This window comes from Microcystis aeruginosa FD4 (assembly GCF_009792235.1).
GTDB lineage: Bacteria > Cyanobacteriota > Cyanobacteriia > Cyanobacteriales > Microcystaceae > Microcystis > Microcystis viridis.
Window position 1 is genome coordinate 565,585 of sequence record NZ_CP046973.1, and the last position, 16,837, is coordinate 582,421.

The window sequence follows — 16,837 nt, forward strand, 5'->3', positions numbered from 1 at the left end:
GGGTTTTAAGCTAAGACGCATTTTAACCACCTATCCTTGGATTAGCTAAATCTCCCCCAGTCCCTGATCTCGATACCGTTCCCCGCTTCCATCCCAGAGTTGTGATTTCTTGATCGCCGTTACTCTCACCTGTGTGATAAATTATTAAAGTTTATTGCAAAGTATATTGACCTTGAGTCCCCTTACCTAGTTTTTGTGTGGTTCTGATACAGAACGTCGGGACATAAAAACAGTTATGCTGAAAAACTTGACTAGGCGGTTATTTCAGGTGTTTCAACCTTATTTGATGCCTAAACATTTCGCACTTATGAGAAACGCCGTACCTCTAAGTAGCAGGACAAAAGTAAAGTTAATTGTGGAGGCAAGGGAACAGGGAACGGAGAGACGATACAATAATTTTGAGGGAAAATATTAAAGACTATGGTGAAATTTTGGCGGAGATTAACGGTATTTTTGATTTCTTGTTTATTGCTGATTTCCCTAACTGCTTGTGGTAATCAAGTTAGACTAAATCAAGTGGTCATATCGGTATTAAGTGACCCAAAAACCTTTAATGCTGTTTTATCGGCCGAATCCCCGAATATTTTTGGTTTAACCTACGAAGGACTCTTAACAGAAAATCCCATTACTGGCAAAAAAGAACCGGTCTTGGCAGAGTCTTGGACAATTTCCGATGATAATTTGAGCATTATTTTTACTATGAGAGAGGGTTTAAAATGGTCGGATGGTCAACCCTTAACCGTTGATGACGTGGTTTTTACCTATAAGGAATTATATCTAAATCCTGATATTCCCAACAACTACCGCGATAGTTTAAGAATAGGATTAAAAAAAGAATTCCCGGTGATCACTAAACTAGATAATCGCAGAATCGAATTTAAACTACCCGAACCTTTTGCCCCTTTTTTAGATGCTGTCAGTTCACCGATTTTACCTAAACACGCTTTAGATAAAACTATTCAGAAAAAAAGCCCCGATGGTAGGTTAGAATTTCTCTCCACTTGGGGGTTAGATACTCCTCCCGATAAAATTGTTTTTAATGGTGCTTATAAACTAAAAGAATATATAACGGGACAAAGGATTATTTTTGAGAATAACCCTTACTATTGGAAAAAAGATGCCCAGGGACAACAATTACCCCATATAACTTCGGTAATTTGGGCAATTGTTGAATCTCAGGATACAACTTTACTGCAATTTCGATCGGGAAGTTTAGATTCTATTGGGGTAACTCCTGAATTTTTCTCCCTCTTAAAAACCGAAGAAGAAAGAGGTAATTTCACTATTTTTAATGGGGGACCTGCCTACGGAACCCAATTTATCAGTTTTAATCTCAACCAAGGAAAACGCGACGGAAAACCCCTAGTAGATGCGATTAAATCTAGGTGGTTTAATAACTTAAATTTCCGCCAAGCTATTGCCTACGGAATTAATCGTCAAAGAATGATTGATGATATCTATCGAGGATTGGGACAAGAACAAAATTCTTTTATTTCTATCCAATCGCCTTTTTACGATCAAACCCTGAAAGGTTACGATTACAATCCCGAAAAAGCCAAAGAATTATTATTAGAGGCAGGATTTAAGTATATTAGTGATAATCTGCTAGTCGATGCTGATAATAATCCCGTTCGATTTAACCTGATTACTAATGCAGGAAATAAAATCCGGGAAGCAATAGGGGCGCAAATTAAAAATGATTTAGCCGCCATAGGAATGCAAGTGGATTTTCAAGCGATCGCTTTTAGCAATTTAGTTGATAAACTGAGTAATAGTCTCGATTGGGAAGCACATATTTTAGGTTTTACTGGTGATAATGAACCCCACGCCCCTAATATTTGGTATGTAGATGGAAATCTCCACGCTTTTAACCAACAACCTCAACCCGGCAGCCCAGCAATTCAAGGCTGGCAAGCGGCGGATTGGGAGAAAAAAATCGCCGATTTATACGTCAAAGGTTCCCAAGAATTAGACTTTGAGAAGCGCAAAGTTATCTATAATGAAATTCAACAACTTCAACAGGAATACGTCCCGTTTATTTATCTAGTTAATCCCCTCGCTTTGGGGGCTGTGCGTAACTGCTTTGAAGGAATACAATTCTCCGCCTTGGGTGGTGCATTCTGGAATCTAGAAGAATTAAAGAAAACCTGTGGAGGTGTTTAATGACTCATTTTGGTTTACTCTGTCCTACAACCTCTGGACATATTTATTCTCTTCTACCTTTAGGAAAAGAGTTACAAAAACGCGGTCATCAAGTTACCTGTTTTTTAACTCTTGATGGTGAAGAAATGGTGCAAGCAGCCGGCTTAGATTTTCAGGCAATTGCACCCAACAAATATCCGAAAGGCACATCAGCCAAAAGTTTAGCCGAAATTGGTCAATTACGGGGAACAGCCGCCGTCCGACGCACGGTAGAATTAGTAACTGATTCTACAGCGACCCTCTTTGAAACTATCCCGCAAGAGATGCGTCGCTTGGGAATTGATGCCCTAATTGTCGATCAAGTCTCCGCCTCAGGGGGTACAATCGCAGAAAAATTAGCTATTCCCTTTATCAGTTTTTGTTCGGCATTGGTTTTAAATCGTGATCCGCTTATTCCGCCCTTTATGACCACTTGGGACTATAATCCCTCATTTATCGGGGTTATTCGCAATAAACTTGGCTATAAACTCCTTGACTCTCTGACTCGTCCCCTGAATGAGTTAATCAACCAGCAGCGTCAAGAATGGGGGTTAATTCCCTATCAAAACATCAATCAACGCTATTCTCCCCTTGCCCAAATTAGCCAACAACCTGCCGAATTCGAGTTTCCTCGGTCAAATTTACCCGCTCACTTTCACTTTACCGGTCCCTTTCACGATTCCTCCACTAGAAAAACGATTCCTTTTCCCTACGAAAAATTAACCGGACAACCCTTGATTTATGCTTCCCTCGGTACAATTCAAAATCGCCTACAATCGGCCTTTAATGCGATCGCCGAAGCCTGTGCCGATTTACCGGTACAATTAGTTTTATCCTTGGGCAATAGCGACTCTAACATTCAAATAACGACCAAAAACGCCCTAGTTGTTCCCTACGCTCCCCAATTAGAGCTTTTAACCAGAGCTTCTCTTACTATCACCCACGCAGGCTTAAATACTACCCTAGAATCCCTTGCCCAAGCTGTACCGATGGTGGCCATTCCCATCGCTAACGACCAACCGGGGGTATCTGCTCGGATAAAATGGTCGGGGACAGGGGAAGTGATTCCGATTTCCCGTCTAGAAGTTCCCCGTTTACGAAAGGCGATTGAAAAGGTGTTATCCTTCCCCAGTTACCGAGAAAATGCCCTCAGACTGCAAAAAGCGCTGCAGAAGACTGGAGGAGTCAAAATGGCCGCCGATATCGTCGAAAAAGCCATTGCTACCGGCCAACCCGTCCTATTAGATTGAACATTTCTGTGCTTTCTATCTAACGGCAAAGTTAGCCTGCTTTTGGGGCAGGGATTAGCGCAAAGGTGGTGTTATACTCAGACAAAGTACAGAAAGTCAAAATCCGTAACTTTCTTGAATCCATGCTGACAACTACTCAATTCGCGCCCCTGCTACAGCAATTGTCTTACTCCGATAAGGGACTTGCGCTTTGATAATGTACCTTTTGGGCGAACGCAGTTCGCCCCTACATTGTGGACAAAATCCGTTACTGTAGGGGCGCAATGCTTGCGCCCTCCACGCTGCGGGGGTTTGCTGATCACCCTAAGTAGGGGGAGAGCCTTCGAGATGTTAGGGACTTGCGCTTTGATAATCTGCCATCTGGCTGGTCTGGTTCTTCTACAGAGCGATTTTCAAAGCTGGGATATTATTCCTACGCAAGTCCCTAAGCTCTTATTACTTAACTTTCTTGTAGCCGAGTTGCTCAAGGATTCTGGTATTGTCCCGATGTCTATTCAAGATGATCTCCCCAGACAAGGTTTACATGACTCTTTTGAGGCTGCCGCCATTCTTGCTCAATCATTAAAAGAGAAACAAGAATTGACTCATGGCCAATAAAGTATGATTTGCTTTCACTGAGGTAGATCCTAGTCTTGGGGTATTAAGTACGCTTCCTTATTTACCATTGACATTAACTTATCAAAGTCAATCCTTGAATGTTTCGGGTCTCTTGGATACTGGCTCTAGTGTTAATGTGTTGCCCTATGAAATGGGTTTAGCTTTAGGTGCAGTCTGGGAAAACCAAAGGCTATCTCTGCCATTAGGAGGTAATCTAGCTAGATTTGAAGCTCGTGCATTGGTTGTTAAAGCCACTGTTGAGCAATTCCCCACCGTAGATTTAGCCTTTGCTTGGACACAAGATAAATATGCGCCGCTAATACTAGGACAGATGAACTTCTTTCTTGCCTTTGATGTCTGTTTTTACAGATACGACTTAGCATTCGAGATTAGTCAAAAATAGTTTGACTAGAGAAAAAAGAGGTGCGTTACATTTCATTAACACACCCTACCAGATCTATAAATGAGGTTAGCATCCACCCAAGCTCTTCAAGATGAGCTAATAATCGAGGGTTTTGTTCATCTAAAAGACTGATTAACTTGTAATAGTCTTCTATAGAGCTAGTATCGAGTGGCGCTAAATATTCATGAATCAACTTGTTTCGTTCCAGCACAATGTCTGAGAGAGCCTGTTTCTGAGCATTTAAGAAATCTGAGTCACTATAAGTAACCTTAAATGACAAAGACATACCTAACTCAGAAGAGTCTAGTTGAGGTTTAGACTGACTATCATCAACTAGCACAGTGTCATGTAATTTCCGAACTAGCACACCTAATGTGTGCTTACGAAATCTCTCATAATTGTCAACGAACCGGTGACGAGTTGATGTTGATAATCCGTCGATCTGACTAACTGAAAGTAGATACTTTAAAGTACCTTCAATCTTTGAAAAATTAACTATATTTCTACCCAGCTTTCTTAGTGCTTCAGTTCTAACTACTTCAATATCTATCGGTTCATCCATGATTAATGGTAAGGCGTTGACTATCTAAATTATACTAAATCTGGTTATTAAAGACTGATTATCTATTGCCCCTTTTGCCTGTTGCCTGTTGCCTGTTCTCATCAATAGCCTATACTCAACGGATTTAGTATTACTCGTTAAGACTGCAAGGGAGCACCGGAGCGCCGGAGATGGGTCGAGGTAGTTTGAGCATTTGTCCTCAAATTTCCCATACCCAGTTTAAATTCAGTACAGCTTACTAAGTGGAATAGGTGGGATTATAACATCATTTTCAGAAATGTTGAATCCGTACATAAAACTTTACATACAAGCTGACCAGAACAGGCGGTCGCAGTGCGATCGCCTTAACCCTTAAGCGTAAACGACAATATCATGGAATGAAGATTCGCCTCGCACCTCGATAGGTATCAATATCAAGCACAATTTCCACAAGACTTTCAGCACACCGACCTCGATATTCGGAATCATTCAAAAGCCGATCAGCATTGCTAATGGTGATCACAGGCAATGATTCTGAGGTATTTTCCTCACGCAGGACCTGTTCTAGGGAATCTTTCCCCTTCATACTGCGATTAGCGGTAAGCAAAATCATCTGATTCTTTTGAGCAAGTCTCCAAACCGTCCTGTCATCACTATCGATTGATAAATCCATTTCTGCAAACGTGACGAACTGAATCGGGACGATATCAAGCCAGCCCTGAGTTGCGATCGCACCAACCCAAACCAAGGCATGACCTTTGAGATTGTGATCGATCAAAAAAATCATACTTTGGACTCACGCTTTGCCTTAGCCACTCGAAGCTTTTCCCAAGCAGCCTCGGAGCCTGGCTTAGGTGGTTGCGTAGCACTTCGAGCAACTCGCTCACGATTTTGCTCTTCATAGTATTGTCGGAGTTCTTCAGCCTCTTTGAGAACTTGCTGGTATTCAGCTTCTACCTCTGCACGATGAGCCTCAATATAAGCCAAGGCGGTATTAATTTGCTCTTCCGTCAGATCAAATAATCCCTGAATGAACTTAGGTGGATATTGAGCAGTCACATAATCCATCACATCATAGAGGGTGATGCGGGTTCCTGCGATTGTCAGTCCTCGCTCTGTACGGATTATAGCGGTTTGTTCATTTGATGCAGAAGTTACTTGGAATTTGGCCGGGGTGTTGCGAAGGACTTCATCGGTATCTCTGGAGGTTTCGGTTATTATCTCTTGTACTGCCCCACCCACAGGCCGACGGTTGCGAAGGACTTCATCGAGATCTCTGACGTTGTTGGTTGCCATATCCTCTTCTGCCTGAGCGATGAGGCGATCTAATTTTCCCGATGCTAGGTCTGCTTCAATTTGTCTATCCCACATCTCATCAAGATAGTCTTGAAGCCAGTTTGCCAGAGCGCGGACTTCACTCTCTGGCAGTTGCTTAATAGCCGACTCAACTTCTGAGCGATTAGTCATATAACAGGTCAAATTTGAAGATTACAGCCATTTTATCGTTAATTAGGGCTTGCTGGATAAATCTAAAAACCTTTTCTGCCAACCTTAGGACAGATGAACTTCTTTCTTGCCTTTGATGTCTGTTTTTACAGATACAACTTAGCCTGCGTTTGCGCTAATGCTGAGAACTACAATTCGTCAATTGTTACCAACCCACCTTCCGTAAATTGGATCACAAGCTCATGACTATCTAACAAAGCAGTTCCAACCAAAGGTCGCCGCCCCGTTGCAAATACACGAGTTTCTCGCTCCTCACCATTCCAGATAATAATTGCTTTGTGAAGAGGCAGCATTACTTGGCTGTTGTCTGCTAAATTCGCACGCATATCGTACCTGAAAGGAAGATTCAGTAATGCTACTGCTTCGGGTGGTAAACAAAGCTCATCTGTAAATCCTGTATCTACTACAAACTCAATCGGAAAGTCAGCGCGATTTGGAATCCGAAATGGGATAGTGATGATCGGGTGTCCATTAGCCACAATACCTGAAATCACTTAACTACACGCTCCATAATACCGCCACCAAAAGCGGCAGCAACGTTGTAGCCAATTTTGATCCCAAAGAGTCGAGCATGGGGGTGTTTCTCGCTCAATAAGTCAGCAGCGTGTAAGCCATTTTTATCAACTTTGTAGTCACCTGTTTCAATGTCAATGATGACCATCTTGCCAATGTTTTCTTCAACTTCCACCTCTTGGCGGATGCTGCTTTCGTACAGTTTCTCTGCACGTTGAGCAACTTCTTCACGGCTTAAAAGGATTGCTTGCATATACTAACTCCCGATGGCGATTTGACTTCTGGAGACCTCTCTATAATATCTCATACTAAATCCGTTGAGTAAGGCACAGAAAACGGGTTTCTCCGAGAAACCCGTTTTCTGCTCAGTTAAATGTGCATGGTGCGTTCCCCAAAAATCTATTAGTGGAGCAGTAGGAGCCACATTAGGGAACGCACCCTACAGCGATCGCTGTAATTTCTGTCCAAGGGCAAAGTTAGCCTGCTTTTGGGGCAGGGATTAGCGCAAAGGTGGTGTTATACTCAGACAAAGTGCAGAAAGTCAAAATCCGTAACTTTCTTGAATCCATGCTGACAACTACTCAATTTGCGCCCCTACTAAAGCAATTGTCTTACTCCGATAAGCTCTTATTACTTAACTTTCTTGTAGCCGAGTTGCTCAAGGATTCTGGTATTGTCCCGATGTCTATTCAAGATGATCTCCCTAGACAAGGTTTACATGACTCTTTTGAGGCTGCCGCCATTCTTGCTCAAGCATTAAAAGAGAAACAAGAATTGACTCATGGCTAATAAGGTAAGATTTGCTTTCACTGAGGTAGATCCTAGTCTTGGTGCATTAAGTGCGCTTCCTTATTTACCATTGACATTAACTTATCAAAGTCAATCCTTGAATGTTTCGGGTCTCTTGGATACTGGCTCTAGTGTTAATGTGTTGCCCTATGAAATGGGTTTAGCTTTAGGTGCAGTCTGGGAAAATCAAAGGCTATCTCTGCCATTAGGAAGTAATTTAGCTAGATTTGAAGCTCGTGCATTGGTTGTTAAAGCCACTGTTGAGCAATTCCCCACCGTAGATTTAGCCTTTGCTTGGACACAAGATAAATATGCGCCGCTAATACTAGGACAGATGAACTTTTTTCTTGCCTTTGATGTTTGTTTTTACAGATACGACTTAGCATTCGAGATTAGTCAAAAATAGTTTGACTAGAGAAAAAGAGGTGTGTTAGATTTCATTAACACACCCTACCAGAGCGGCGATGGATGAACTAGAACATTGCCGCTTCATCAACTTGTTAGCTGGCTTGTGCTTAGAGTGTAAGTTTGCGGAGAAATCATGCGTATAGTAACTGATTATTAATACTATCAACAGTCAAAGTGTTAACTAAAATACCAACCCGTTGCACGACCTCGTAGGCAGTTTTCTGAGGGACAACAATAATTCCACAATGTTCTCTGCCTTCCTCTATGAATTGAAGATGCAATCGTTCAAAATCAACCCGGTTGTGGGTTACAAGACATCTACCTAAAGAAGCTGCAAATTCTAATTGTTCGCTGTCAGTTTTACCCAAAGTTGACTGCTCAGGAACAGTGGTGACATCTAAACCACGAGAACGCAGAAGTGTTGCAACTAACGCCGACATATCTTCGTCCATGTAAAGCGAAGCAAATATGCTCATAGCTCACCCAAAGCTGCCTTTACAGAAGGATGCACCAACTCATCGGGGACTTGGTTACGCTCAATGTACTCGTTAATTTCCGCTTGATGATCCAAATAAAAACTCAAGGCATCGAACACTTGTGCTAAGGTCAAATGAGGTAAATGAGTTGGAATTTCCTCTGGCATCACACCTAATCGCCACAGACCTACGATTGCGCGAATAGATGTGCGAGTGCCTTCAATAATTGGCTCTCCACCTAAAATCTCATTGTTTCTGGTGACATAACGTGAAAGAGTGATAATCGTCATGGAATTAGGTCCCTTCGGGAAATCGCTGATTCTATTTTAGTAAGGGACAGACATGACTTGATCACGCAATCCAGTGGCTAGAGGAATCCTAGGCTAGATGTTTTTTCGGCAACCTAACCTAAGACTCTGATGGAAACTACGCGGTAAAGAAATCTAATTTTCATAAATGTTCCTCTCGACACTGACTTAGTTTCGGTCTTGCGGTCTAACGGTTAGGTCACTTAGATTTCTGGAGTAGAAAATGATAGAGATTGCATCAAGCGAAAGGAATGAAAAGAACCCGACCTTCATATTCTTCAGGTTCACTACAACAAATAAATAGTTCTAAATCATCAAGAATCTTACCAATGGGTGCTTTTGAGATCACCTCAACAACTCCAGTCATAGGTAGTCCTTGATTGACACGATTGTAGGCATACATCGTAATAGTGGCTACATCATGGGTGAGCAGGATGCGTCCCTCATTAGCTGCCCATTCTAAAATATCTGGATCGTCAGTGTTCATCAGTCCTACATCTTGGACGCGAATTATATCCAATTCAGGTAAACGCCTCACCAGTCCACGCAAGATGGCTCCATTAAAATTTTCGTCAGTTAGAAGGCGCACTTTGCCTCGACTCTCTTTTTGACTGATAACGAGCAAGCAAGCACTGTCTTAAATCGACTAAGTTGTGTTTTTGGGTTAGTTGTTGTCTCAGTTGTTGAGCTTGTTGGTCGCGTTGTTCCAAATAACTGTCAATTTCCTGACGGTGATTTAAATAATAAGCAATGGCACTGTATATATCTTCCAAACGAAGAACTGAAAACTGAATAGCGATTTCTTCAGGAGTGGAGCCGTTGTGGTATGAGGCAAGTATGCTATCGAGAGTTACTCGGCTCGAACCTATACGGATACCTCCCGCTTCATCCCAACGAAAAGGAGGAGAAGTTACTTGGAATTTGGCTGGGGTGTTGCGAAGGACTTCATCGGGATATCTGACGTTGTTGGTTGCCATATCCTCTTCTGCCTGAGCGATGAGGCGATCTAATTTTCCCGATGCTAGGTCCGCTTCAATTTGTCTATCCCACATCTCATCAAGATAGTCTTGAAGCCAGTTTGCCAGAGCGCGGACTTCACTCTCTGGCAGTTGCTTAATAGCCGACTCAACTTCTGAGTGATTAGTCATATAACAGGTCAAATTTGAATATCACAGCCATTTTATCGCTAATTAGGGTTTGCTGGATAAATCTAAAAACCTTTTCTGCAAACGTTAGCACAGATGAACTTCTTTCTTGCCTTTGATGTTTGTTTTTACAGATACGACTTAGCATTCGAGATTAGTCAAAAATAGTTTGACTAGAGAAAAAAGAGGTGTGTTAGATTTCATTAACACACCCTACCAGAGCGGCTCTTTTCAAATTTATATTCTCAAATTAACATGAGTTAAAAATCTTCATTTGGAACTAGCCAGTCGTCACTTGGTTCATGACCTTCATTAATCGCACTAACCAAGAACGTTGTGATTGCTGAGATAGCACTGTGAATAGCTTGTGACTCAGTTACTGCCTGAGCTACTGATGGATAATATGGGCCAAATTGTGTTGGCGTATGTACGTTATGACTGACTGTAAAGTGAAATGGCTCCCTTGAATTTACGCTACTTTTCCAAATCTTGATTCTAATTTTGGGATAAAAGTGGACTGCTCCTACATTTAGGAGAATTTTCAATTCTCGAACGAGTACGTATGACTCAACTATGTATTTATGCTTATCTAGAAGAGCGATAACTTCATCTGTCTCCATTGATTTCTCCTGTGGTTCAGAGGTAATTGCTTTGTGGGACTAACCATTGATTATACAGAAAATTTCCGAATAACAATCCTCAGAGTAACGATATGTAAAAACTCTCGGCATACCACCCCATTTTAGCACCATCGCCAGAACTTTTCCGCGTATCATAACCAAAAGCGTATTAGCCAGATTAAACAACCTCTTTTAATTAGATTCCTAACAACAAGCTGAAATAAAATAGACTTTTCGGGAAGTGTAGGACTAATTGCTTCAGTCCACCCCACAATTACCTAATTTTCGGGGAAAAAGTGCCAAAAATTTCCCCTTGTTCGCTCTTATGGTCGACACTTTTTGAGGGCAAAAAAATCTAAAATTCTTACCCAACAATGTTTTGAGATTTATTCAGGAAACCCTAAGTTAAATTTCGAGTTGATCGATTAAATCGCGCATAATTTTGGCCGAATTATGTAACTGTTCCGTTTCTCTGGGACTGAGGGCAAGATTCAGGGTTTTAATCACTCCTTTCTCGTTAACCACCGAGGGAATACTTAAACACACATCTTTGAGACCGTATTGACCATCGAGGAGAGTGCTAATAGTGAGAATTCTTTCTTGGGAACGTAAAATCGCTTTCACAATATCCGTGGTAGCTAAACCGATCGCATAGCTAGTATAACCCTTGCGTTTGATAATTTCATAGGCGGCGTTTTTAACCTGAAGAAAAATTTCTGTTAAGCTTTCTTGGTCGGTTGCGCTTAAATCCTGCCAATCTCCTTCTAATAACCTTGCTCCTCCGATATTAGCCGAACTCCAGACCGCAAGCTCACTATCCCCGTGTTCACCGATAATATAAGCGTGGACGTTACGCGCATCTACATGGAGTTGGGTGGATAAAAGAGAGCGTAAACGGGCAGAATCTAGCACCGTACCCGAACCAATCACCCTAGAAGGCGGAAAATGGGTTATTTTCAGGGTAACATAGGTCATGATATCAACGGGATTACTCAGCACCAAAATTAAAGCACTGGGGCAGTAAACAGCCACATCCTCAAGAATATGGCGAAAAATCGCCACATTTCGCTCAAGGAGATGTAATCTGGTTTCTCCCTCTTTTTGGGCGGCCCCGGCAGTAATAATCACCACATCGGCATTTTGTCCCACATCGGCCACGGTTCCCATTTTCAAGTCTGTGGGTTCAATAAAAGGCATTCCGTGCCTTAAATCCATCACTTCCCCTTCGACTTTATCCGTGGCGATATCTTGCAGAATTAATTCATCAAAACAGTCTTGAATTAACATCGAGTAAGCGCAGGCCATCCCCACCTGACCAACACCGATAATTACCCCCTTGCGAGGACGCAGAGGAGCAGGTTGTTCAGCGTAGGGATTGGGAGTAAATATTTTATCTAGCATAGATTTTTGCAGTTACTGGCTCGTTGACATACTCCCACCGTCAAGCTACGCTGTGACGGGGGATTCTTTCTACATTGCTGTTAGAAATTCCTTGTTCAACGAGACAGCTTAGATTCTCAATGTCTCCATTAAGAATCCAGAGACCGGACTCTCCCAAGGCGTTTGGGTCGGTTTCTGTTTGCCCAACAGTACCGTTGAGATAATTTCCCAAATATTGTAACCCTTTTTTAAGAATATTTATTGCTGCATTATGATCCCTATCTAAGACTGTTTGACAATTGGGACATTGATGAGTTCTAGTGCTTAATGATTTTTGAACTCTCGTTCCACAAACTGAACAATCTTGAGAAGTGAAATGCGGTGGTACAGCAATACAAACAATCCGATAAATCTTGGCAAAATAATTCAACCATTCAGTGAATTGATACCAAGAAGCATCAGAAATCGACTTGGCAAGCTGACGGTTTTTGACTAAGTTTCTTACCTTTAAAGCTTCATAGACTACCAGATCATTAGACTGGACTAACGCCAAAGCATCTTTAATTGCTTTGTCTTTACGTTGTCTTGATACTTTCAAGTGAAGTTTAGCTACTTTTATCCGTTGCTTGTGATAGTTTTTAGACTGTTTCTTTCCTTGACGGAACCGTTTTGATAATCTCCTTTGTGCTTTTTGAAGTCGTTTTTCTGACTTTCTTAAATAACGTGGATTCTCTACGGTATTGCCTTGGGCATCGGTATAAAATTCCTTTAACCCTAAGTCAATTCCTGTTATTTGTCCCGTTGGTTTATGGTATTCTTGCCGTTCTACGTCAATCAAAAACTGACAATAATAACCATCGGCACGTCTAACAACTCTTACCCGTTTAATCTGTTGCTCTGAATAATAAACTAATGTCTTTTGACTACACCATAAATCAAATTCTCCTGCTTTAAAACCATCAGTAAATCTGATTTTACGTCGATCATCAGATAGTTTATATCCCGTTAGTTTATACTCAACCGAACGGCTATGCTTTTTGAACCGAGGAAAACCTTTTTTCCCTGGTATCTTAGCATGACAATTATGATAAAATCGACTAATTGATTGCCAGGCTCTATCAGCAGCCGATTGACGAGCTTGTGAGTTTAATTTATTAACCCATGGGGTCTCTTTATTGTTAGCTAGTACAGCACAAAGCTTTTGGAGATCATTGCGGGTTGTCCCTTGATTTGACCGCCAATAACGAACACAAGAGTTACTCACAAACTGAGAAGTTTTGATAGCTTCATCAAGCTGGTGATATTGCTCTGGTGTTCCGTTTTTTAGCTTGGCTTCTACGACTAACATCTAACAATCCTCGACCCTTGGCTGAGTTAAGTATAACACAGTTTACCCACAGATGATGGAATTAAACCGATGCTCCGCGGTTGATATTCTGGTCGGATTTCATCCCCCGCAAAGCTGAGTATCTTGTCGAAAAATGTAGCGGGGGCATTCATCCGACATTTTAGGTAAGCTCATTTTAAAGGGAAATGGTTAATATCAGGTAAAAGGAGACTATAAAGAGATTTTGAGGCCATTATCGGCCATTTTTTTCTGGTCAGTGGTCGGACAAATTTCTTGTCTTTGATTCCCTGACCCCTAGTTTAAGAGAATTGAGGGCCGCTGACAGCTTCAGGCTATATCCTAAAATTAGGGATAAAGTGACAGTAGGAGGCGAACCGATGATCTATCACATCACTACAGAAAGAGGTTGGCAAATAGCTCGTGAAATGGGGGAATATCGGGCGTATTCCCTAAAAAATGAGGGATTTATCCATTGCTCCACCTTAGAACAAATTCCGAAAGTTGTGGCCGCTTTTTATCAAAATCAGCCAGATTTGCTGGTTTTAGCCATTTCTCTCGAACAATTGCAGTCCCCGGTTAAATGGGAGCAGCCCCAACATCCTAACCCAGAAAATGCCACTTTAGAGCTAGAAAAAGAGACCTTTCCCCATATTTACGGTGCTATCAACCTAGAATCGGTGGTTTTTGTCAAACCCCTACAGGAGTTCATCAATTCCCAGAACTAAATCATCTAACTCTTGGTAATCGGGGAGAGTAGTATCGATGCTCAACCCGCGCCGAATCACGAGGCGATCCCACTGTGGTCGCGATAATAGCTCGCTAAAGTAGCGAGCCTTGAAAATTAACAAATTTGCCTCTAGACCCGTCTTAATGCGCCCTAAATGGGGCAATCCGAGCAGATTTGCTGGTGTGAGGGTGACACTATTTACCCAGTCAGCGTAGGGTGCATCGAGATGGGCAATCCGCACCGCTTGGGTAAAGACTTCTAACCCATCGTGATCCCCAAAACCATAAAAGGGATCGCGACAGTTATCACTGGCAAAAGCAACCGGAATTCCCGCTTTTTTCATCTCTTTTATCTTAGTTGTCCCGCGCCAAAAGGGGGTTTTTTCCTCTTGACGATCCTGTAGGTAAAGATTGCACATCGGCAAGCTAACGATAGCAATGCCCGCATTTTTGACTAAATTTAGGGTTTCTTGGATTATTTCAGGGGATTGTACCGCTAAACTGCAACAGTGACCACAGATGATTTGTCCAGAAAATTGCTCTTTGATAGCAGTACGGGCGATCGCTGCTAAACAGGTAGAATCGGGATCGCCATTTTCATCCAGATGAAAATCGAGATTTAAACCCCTTTCTTGGGCTAATTTGAAGACAATATCAATTTGTGCCTGTAAATCAGGATTTTTGTAGGCTACTCCCCCTAATATGCCCCCAAATTCGGCAATTTTATCGGCTAAGGCCGCTCCCTCGGAGGTTTGATAGTAGTCAAGGGAAACTAGAGAAACCGCTTGCAGGGTGATTTTACCGGCCCATTGTCGTTGCAATTCTCCCAAAGCGGTTAAGCTAATCTGTGCCTGTTGACCAAAAGAGTCGATATGAGTGCGAATAGCGGCGGTTCCGTGGGCATAACTGCATTTAACGCCGAATTCCATGCGACGATACACATCCTCTAAGCGCCACTCCCGTCGAGAATCCTCTAGGGCCATTTTTAAGGCGCTGTCAAAAGTGCCATCATGGTTAGGACAACGATGCCAACTATGACCTTTATCGAGATGGGTGTGCATATCGATAAAACAAGGAAAAACAAGCTTTTTTTTGAGGTCGATGACGGGAATATTGTCTTCGGGGGAGATTGTGGAGGTGATGCGATTAATGTTACCGTCATTAATTTCTAGATTAACTAAGGTTAATCCCTCGGCGGTTTGGGGAGAAAAACTCTCCTGCTCTAGGAGGGAAACGGGAATATGAGCATTTTTGAGCCAGTAGCGCTCGCTTGAGGGAATCATAAGACCTCTGGTAAAAATCAAAAATTGTTGTTAGGGTTAGGAGTCGGTCGTCAGTAGTCAGTAGTCAGGAGAATTAAGAATGAATAAGTAGGTGGGTGGAATTAAATATAAGATGAACGTAGGTTGGGTTGAAGCATGAAACCCAACTCCCGCTCATGTTACGAAGTGCGCTAACCCATCCTACAAATAATTGTGCCTCCCTACTTAATAATCAATTAAGCGGTATTAAGTAAGGAGTGTTAAATGGCATTAAAAGTGCTATCTTTTCACTGATTACTGATTACTGATTACTGATTACTGTTTACTGTTTACTGTTTACTGTTTACTGATCACTGATTACTGTTTACTGATCACTGATCACTGTTTACTGATTACTGTTTACTGATCACTGATTACTGATTACTGATTACTGATAAACCGGTAGGCGCGGCTTTAATTCCCAGCCATAAATTGCTAAAAATTCCTTTAGTTTATCGGGGTGTAAATGGAGGTAATCGGGATTAACTTCATCGATAATGCCAATACCGCCTAAATCCCGCGCTCCTGCTGCTAAACAATCCAAGAGAAAAAGAGGATCAGGTACTAAATTCGGGGGAATTTGAATGACAATATCTGGGGGGAAAATTTCCCTAGCTTGCCTAACCAGATCGGGCAATTTTTGCAGATCAAAAGGATTATTTTGCCACTGTTCTCTTTTACCCGGATTGTAGGGTTGTAGGATTACTTCTTGAATATGTCCCCAACGTTGATGAATAGTGGCAATAGTTTCTAAGGTCACTAAGCGATCGCACTCCGTTTCCCCAATTCCTAATAATAACCCCGTGGTAAAAGGAATTGCTAATTCTCCCGCCCATTGTAACTGTTCTAAGCGCAAGGACGGCACTTTACTGGGGGCATGACGATGGACAGTATTTAATAAATTCACTGTCATTTGTTCTAACATTATGCCCATAGATAGATTGACATTTTTCAGTTTTTCCATCTCGGCAAAAGTTAAAATCCCCGCATTGGTATGGGGATAAAAACCCATATTTAAAGCCAATTCTCCTAAATTATAAATATGGCGAAACCATAACTCTCGATTGGCTGCTAAAGGATGAACTTCCCCGCTAAGAATTAAAATTTCCGTAATTTCCGAACCCTGCAAAGCAGTTAAAATCTCTTTGGCCTTGTCTAGACTTAACCAACCATCAGTGCCTAAATCCCTGCGAAAATTACAATAACTGCAACGATTGAAACACTCGTAGGTAGGTACAAGGGTATGAGAGGGACTATAGGTGACAATTCTTGACATTTTTTTCGGAATTGCAGTTCATTACGAGCATTCAAGGGCGAGAAAATTTGCTATCGTGGGAAGAATTGC

General features: G+C 41.9%; 21 protein-coding genes. 7 read left to right on the forward strand and 14 right to left on the reverse strand.

Annotated elements, in window-relative coordinates:
• Positions 1-420 precede the first annotated feature (420 nt).
• The 4 genes from GQR42_RS02890 to GQR42_RS02905 all read left to right on the forward strand — a co-directional run bounded on the left by GQR42_RS02890 (position 421) and on the right by GQR42_RS02905 (position 4,431).
• On the forward strand, positions 421-2,163 hold the full coding sequence (locus GQR42_RS02890; protein WP_158198836.1) for an ABC transporter substrate-binding protein: 1,743 nt from the start codon (positions 421-423) through the stop codon (positions 2,161-2,163).
• Complete coding sequence (locus GQR42_RS02895) at positions 2,163-3,431, forward strand: glycosyltransferase (protein ID WP_158198837.1); 1,269 nt, start codon at positions 2,163-2,165, stop codon at positions 3,429-3,431. The genes GQR42_RS02890 and GQR42_RS02895 overlap by 1 nt, the downstream gene beginning before the upstream one ends.
• A 327-nt stretch (positions 3,432-3,758) precedes the next feature.
• Positions 3,759-4,028, forward strand: a complete 270-nt coding sequence (locus tag GQR42_RS02900) for a hypothetical protein (RefSeq protein ID WP_233271244.1) — start codon at positions 3,759-3,761, stop codon at positions 4,026-4,028.
• Positions 4,029-4,095: 67 nt separating this feature from the next.
• A complete protein-coding gene (locus tag GQR42_RS02905; RefSeq protein WP_158198838.1) occupies positions 4,096-4,431 on the forward strand; it encodes a hypothetical protein in 336 nt (111 codons plus the stop codon).
• A gap of 25 nt (positions 4,432-4,456) precedes the next feature.
• Here GQR42_RS02905 and GQR42_RS02910 read toward each other — a convergent pair whose 3' ends face one another.
• The 5 genes from GQR42_RS02910 to GQR42_RS02930 form a co-directional block, all read right to left on the reverse strand.
• Entirely contained in the window at positions 4,457-4,993 is a 537-nt protein-coding gene (locus GQR42_RS02910; protein ID WP_158198839.1) for a hypothetical protein, read from the reverse strand.
• Positions 4,994-5,363: 370 nt separating this feature from the next.
• Positions 5,364-5,759 (reverse strand): DUF5615 family PIN-like protein, encoded by a 396-nt coding sequence (locus GQR42_RS02915; protein ID WP_158198840.1) that lies wholly within the window; start codon positions 5,757-5,759, stop codon positions 5,364-5,366.
• Entirely contained in the window at positions 5,756-6,100 is a 345-nt protein-coding gene (locus GQR42_RS02920; protein WP_371731329.1) for a DUF433 domain-containing protein, read from the reverse strand. Before GQR42_RS02920 ends, GQR42_RS02915 begins: the two co-directional genes overlap by 4 nt.
• 506 nt (positions 6,101-6,606) lie before the next feature.
• Complete coding sequence (locus tag GQR42_RS02925) at positions 6,607-6,972, reverse strand: clan AA aspartic protease (protein WP_158198841.1); 366 nt, start codon at positions 6,970-6,972, stop codon at positions 6,607-6,609.
• Positions 6,969-7,244 carry a hypothetical protein gene (locus GQR42_RS02930; protein ID WP_158198842.1) on the reverse strand — a complete coding sequence of 92 codons (276 nt, stop codon included), beginning with the start codon at positions 7,242-7,244 and terminating at the stop codon, positions 6,969-6,971. Before GQR42_RS02930 ends, GQR42_RS02925 begins: the two co-directional genes overlap by 4 nt.
• 314 nt (positions 7,245-7,558) lie before the next feature.
• Between GQR42_RS02930 and GQR42_RS02935 the strand changes: the two genes are divergently transcribed.
• Positions 7,559-7,780: a hypothetical protein gene (locus tag GQR42_RS02935; RefSeq protein ID WP_002784323.1), complete on the forward strand. Its 222-nt coding sequence runs from the start codon at positions 7,559-7,561 to the stop codon at positions 7,778-7,780.
• Entirely contained in the window at positions 7,773-8,186 is a 414-nt protein-coding gene (locus GQR42_RS02940; RefSeq protein WP_158198843.1) for a hypothetical protein, read from the forward strand. Before GQR42_RS02935 ends, GQR42_RS02940 begins: the two co-directional genes overlap by 8 nt.
• Before the next feature lie 133 nt (positions 8,187-8,319).
• Here the strand turns inward: GQR42_RS02940 and GQR42_RS02945 are convergent, their stop codons facing one another.
• From GQR42_RS02945 to GQR42_RS02975, 7 genes are all read right to left on the reverse strand, one after another.
• Positions 8,320-8,664: a DUF5615 family PIN-like protein gene (locus GQR42_RS02945; RefSeq protein ID WP_158198844.1), complete on the reverse strand. Its 345-nt coding sequence runs from the start codon at positions 8,662-8,664 to the stop codon at positions 8,320-8,322.
• The gene (locus GQR42_RS02950; RefSeq protein ID WP_002771469.1) at positions 8,661-8,954 is read right to left on the reverse strand and encodes a DUF433 domain-containing protein; all 294 of its coding nucleotides are present in this window, start codon (positions 8,952-8,954) and stop codon (positions 8,661-8,663) included. Before GQR42_RS02950 ends, GQR42_RS02945 begins: the two co-directional genes overlap by 4 nt.
• Before the next feature lie 256 nt (positions 8,955-9,210).
• Complete coding sequence (locus GQR42_RS02955) at positions 9,211-9,561, reverse strand: DUF5615 family PIN-like protein (RefSeq protein WP_002771467.1); 351 nt, start codon at positions 9,559-9,561, stop codon at positions 9,211-9,213.
• A complete protein-coding gene (locus tag GQR42_RS02960) occupies positions 9,545-10,120 on the reverse strand; it encodes a DUF433 domain-containing protein (protein ID WP_233271245.1) in 576 nt (191 codons plus the stop codon). Before GQR42_RS02960 ends, GQR42_RS02955 begins: the two co-directional genes overlap by 17 nt.
• Positions 10,121-10,377: 257 nt before the next feature.
• On the reverse strand, positions 10,378-10,737 hold the full coding sequence (locus tag GQR42_RS02965; protein ID WP_158198845.1) for a hypothetical protein: 360 nt from the start codon (positions 10,735-10,737) through the stop codon (positions 10,378-10,380).
• 405 nt (positions 10,738-11,142) lie between these two features.
• A complete protein-coding gene (locus tag GQR42_RS02970; RefSeq protein WP_158198846.1) occupies positions 11,143-12,138 on the reverse strand; it encodes an L-lactate dehydrogenase in 996 nt (331 codons plus the stop codon).
• A gap of 40 nt (positions 12,139-12,178) precedes the next feature.
• Entirely contained in the window at positions 12,179-13,465 is a 1,287-nt protein-coding gene (locus tag GQR42_RS02975; RefSeq protein ID WP_158198847.1) for an RNA-guided endonuclease InsQ/TnpB family protein, read from the reverse strand.
• Between the two features lie 377 nt (positions 13,466-13,842).
• Here GQR42_RS02975 and GQR42_RS02980 point away from each other — a divergent pair, with 377 nt between their 5' ends.
• Entirely contained in the window at positions 13,843-14,190 is a 348-nt protein-coding gene (locus tag GQR42_RS02980) for a DUF952 domain-containing protein (protein WP_158198848.1), read from the forward strand.
• Here GQR42_RS02980 and GQR42_RS02985 read toward each other — a convergent pair.
• Both GQR42_RS02985 and cofG read right to left on the reverse strand, forming a co-directional pair.
• The gene (locus GQR42_RS02985) at positions 14,161-15,474 is read right to left on the reverse strand and encodes a cytosine deaminase (RefSeq protein WP_158198849.1); all 1,314 of its coding nucleotides are present in this window, start codon (positions 15,472-15,474) and stop codon (positions 14,161-14,163) included. The genes GQR42_RS02980 and GQR42_RS02985 overlap by 30 nt on opposite strands.
• A gap of 406 nt (positions 15,475-15,880) precedes the next feature.
• Complete coding sequence (gene cofG / locus GQR42_RS02990) at positions 15,881-16,768, reverse strand: 7,8-didemethyl-8-hydroxy-5-deazariboflavin synthase subunit CofG (RefSeq protein WP_158198850.1); 888 nt, start codon at positions 16,766-16,768, stop codon at positions 15,881-15,883.
• Positions 16,769-16,837 lie beyond the last annotated feature (69 nt).

Coding starts and splice junctions, on each gene's coding strand:
- GQR42_RS02890 (WP_158198836.1), top strand. CDS start 421: ATGGTGAAATTTTGGCGGAGATTAACGGTATTTTTGATTTCTTGTTTA.
- GQR42_RS02895 (WP_158198837.1), top strand. CDS start 2,163: ATGACTCATTTTGGTTTACTCTGTCCTACAACCTCTGGACATATTTAT.
- GQR42_RS02900 (WP_233271244.1), top strand. CDS start 3,759: ATGTTAGGGACTTGCGCTTTGATAATCTGCCATCTGGCTGGTCTGGTT.
- GQR42_RS02910 (WP_158198839.1), bottom strand. CDS start 4,993: ATGGATGAACCGATAGATATTGAAGTAGTTAGAACTGAAGCACTAAGA.
- GQR42_RS02915 (WP_158198840.1), bottom strand. CDS start 5,759: ATGATTTTTTTGATCGATCACAATCTCAAAGGTCATGCCTTGGTTTGG.
- GQR42_RS02930 (WP_158198842.1), bottom strand. CDS start 7,244: ATGCAAGCAATCCTTTTAAGCCGTGAAGAAGTTGCTCAACGTGCAGAG.
- GQR42_RS02935 (WP_002784323.1), top strand. CDS start 7,559: ATGCTGACAACTACTCAATTTGCGCCCCTACTAAAGCAATTGTCTTAC.
- GQR42_RS02940 (WP_158198843.1), top strand. CDS start 7,773: ATGGCTAATAAGGTAAGATTTGCTTTCACTGAGGTAGATCCTAGTCTT.
- GQR42_RS02945 (WP_158198844.1), bottom strand. CDS start 8,664: ATGAGCATATTTGCTTCGCTTTACATGGACGAAGATATGTCGGCGTTA.
- GQR42_RS02950 (WP_002771469.1), bottom strand. CDS start 8,954: ATGACGATTATCACTCTTTCACGTTATGTCACCAGAAACAATGAGATT.
- GQR42_RS02960 (WP_233271245.1), bottom strand. CDS start 10,120: ATGACTAATCACTCAGAAGTTGAGTCGGCTATTAAGCAACTGCCAGAG.
- GQR42_RS02965 (WP_158198845.1), bottom strand. CDS start 10,737: ATGGAGACAGATGAAGTTATCGCTCTTCTAGATAAGCATAAATACATA.
- GQR42_RS02970 (WP_158198846.1), bottom strand. CDS start 12,138: ATGCTAGATAAAATATTTACTCCCAATCCCTACGCTGAACAACCTGCT.
- GQR42_RS02975 (WP_158198847.1), bottom strand. CDS start 13,465: ATGTTAGTCGTAGAAGCCAAGCTAAAAAACGGAACACCAGAGCAATAT.
- GQR42_RS02980 (WP_158198848.1), top strand. CDS start 13,843: ATGATCTATCACATCACTACAGAAAGAGGTTGGCAAATAGCTCGTGAA.
- GQR42_RS02985 (WP_158198849.1), bottom strand. CDS start 15,474: ATGATTCCCTCAAGCGAGCGCTACTGGCTCAAAAATGCTCATATTCCC.
- cofG (WP_158198850.1), bottom strand. CDS start 16,768: ATGTCAAGAATTGTCACCTATAGTCCCTCTCATACCCTTGTACCTACC.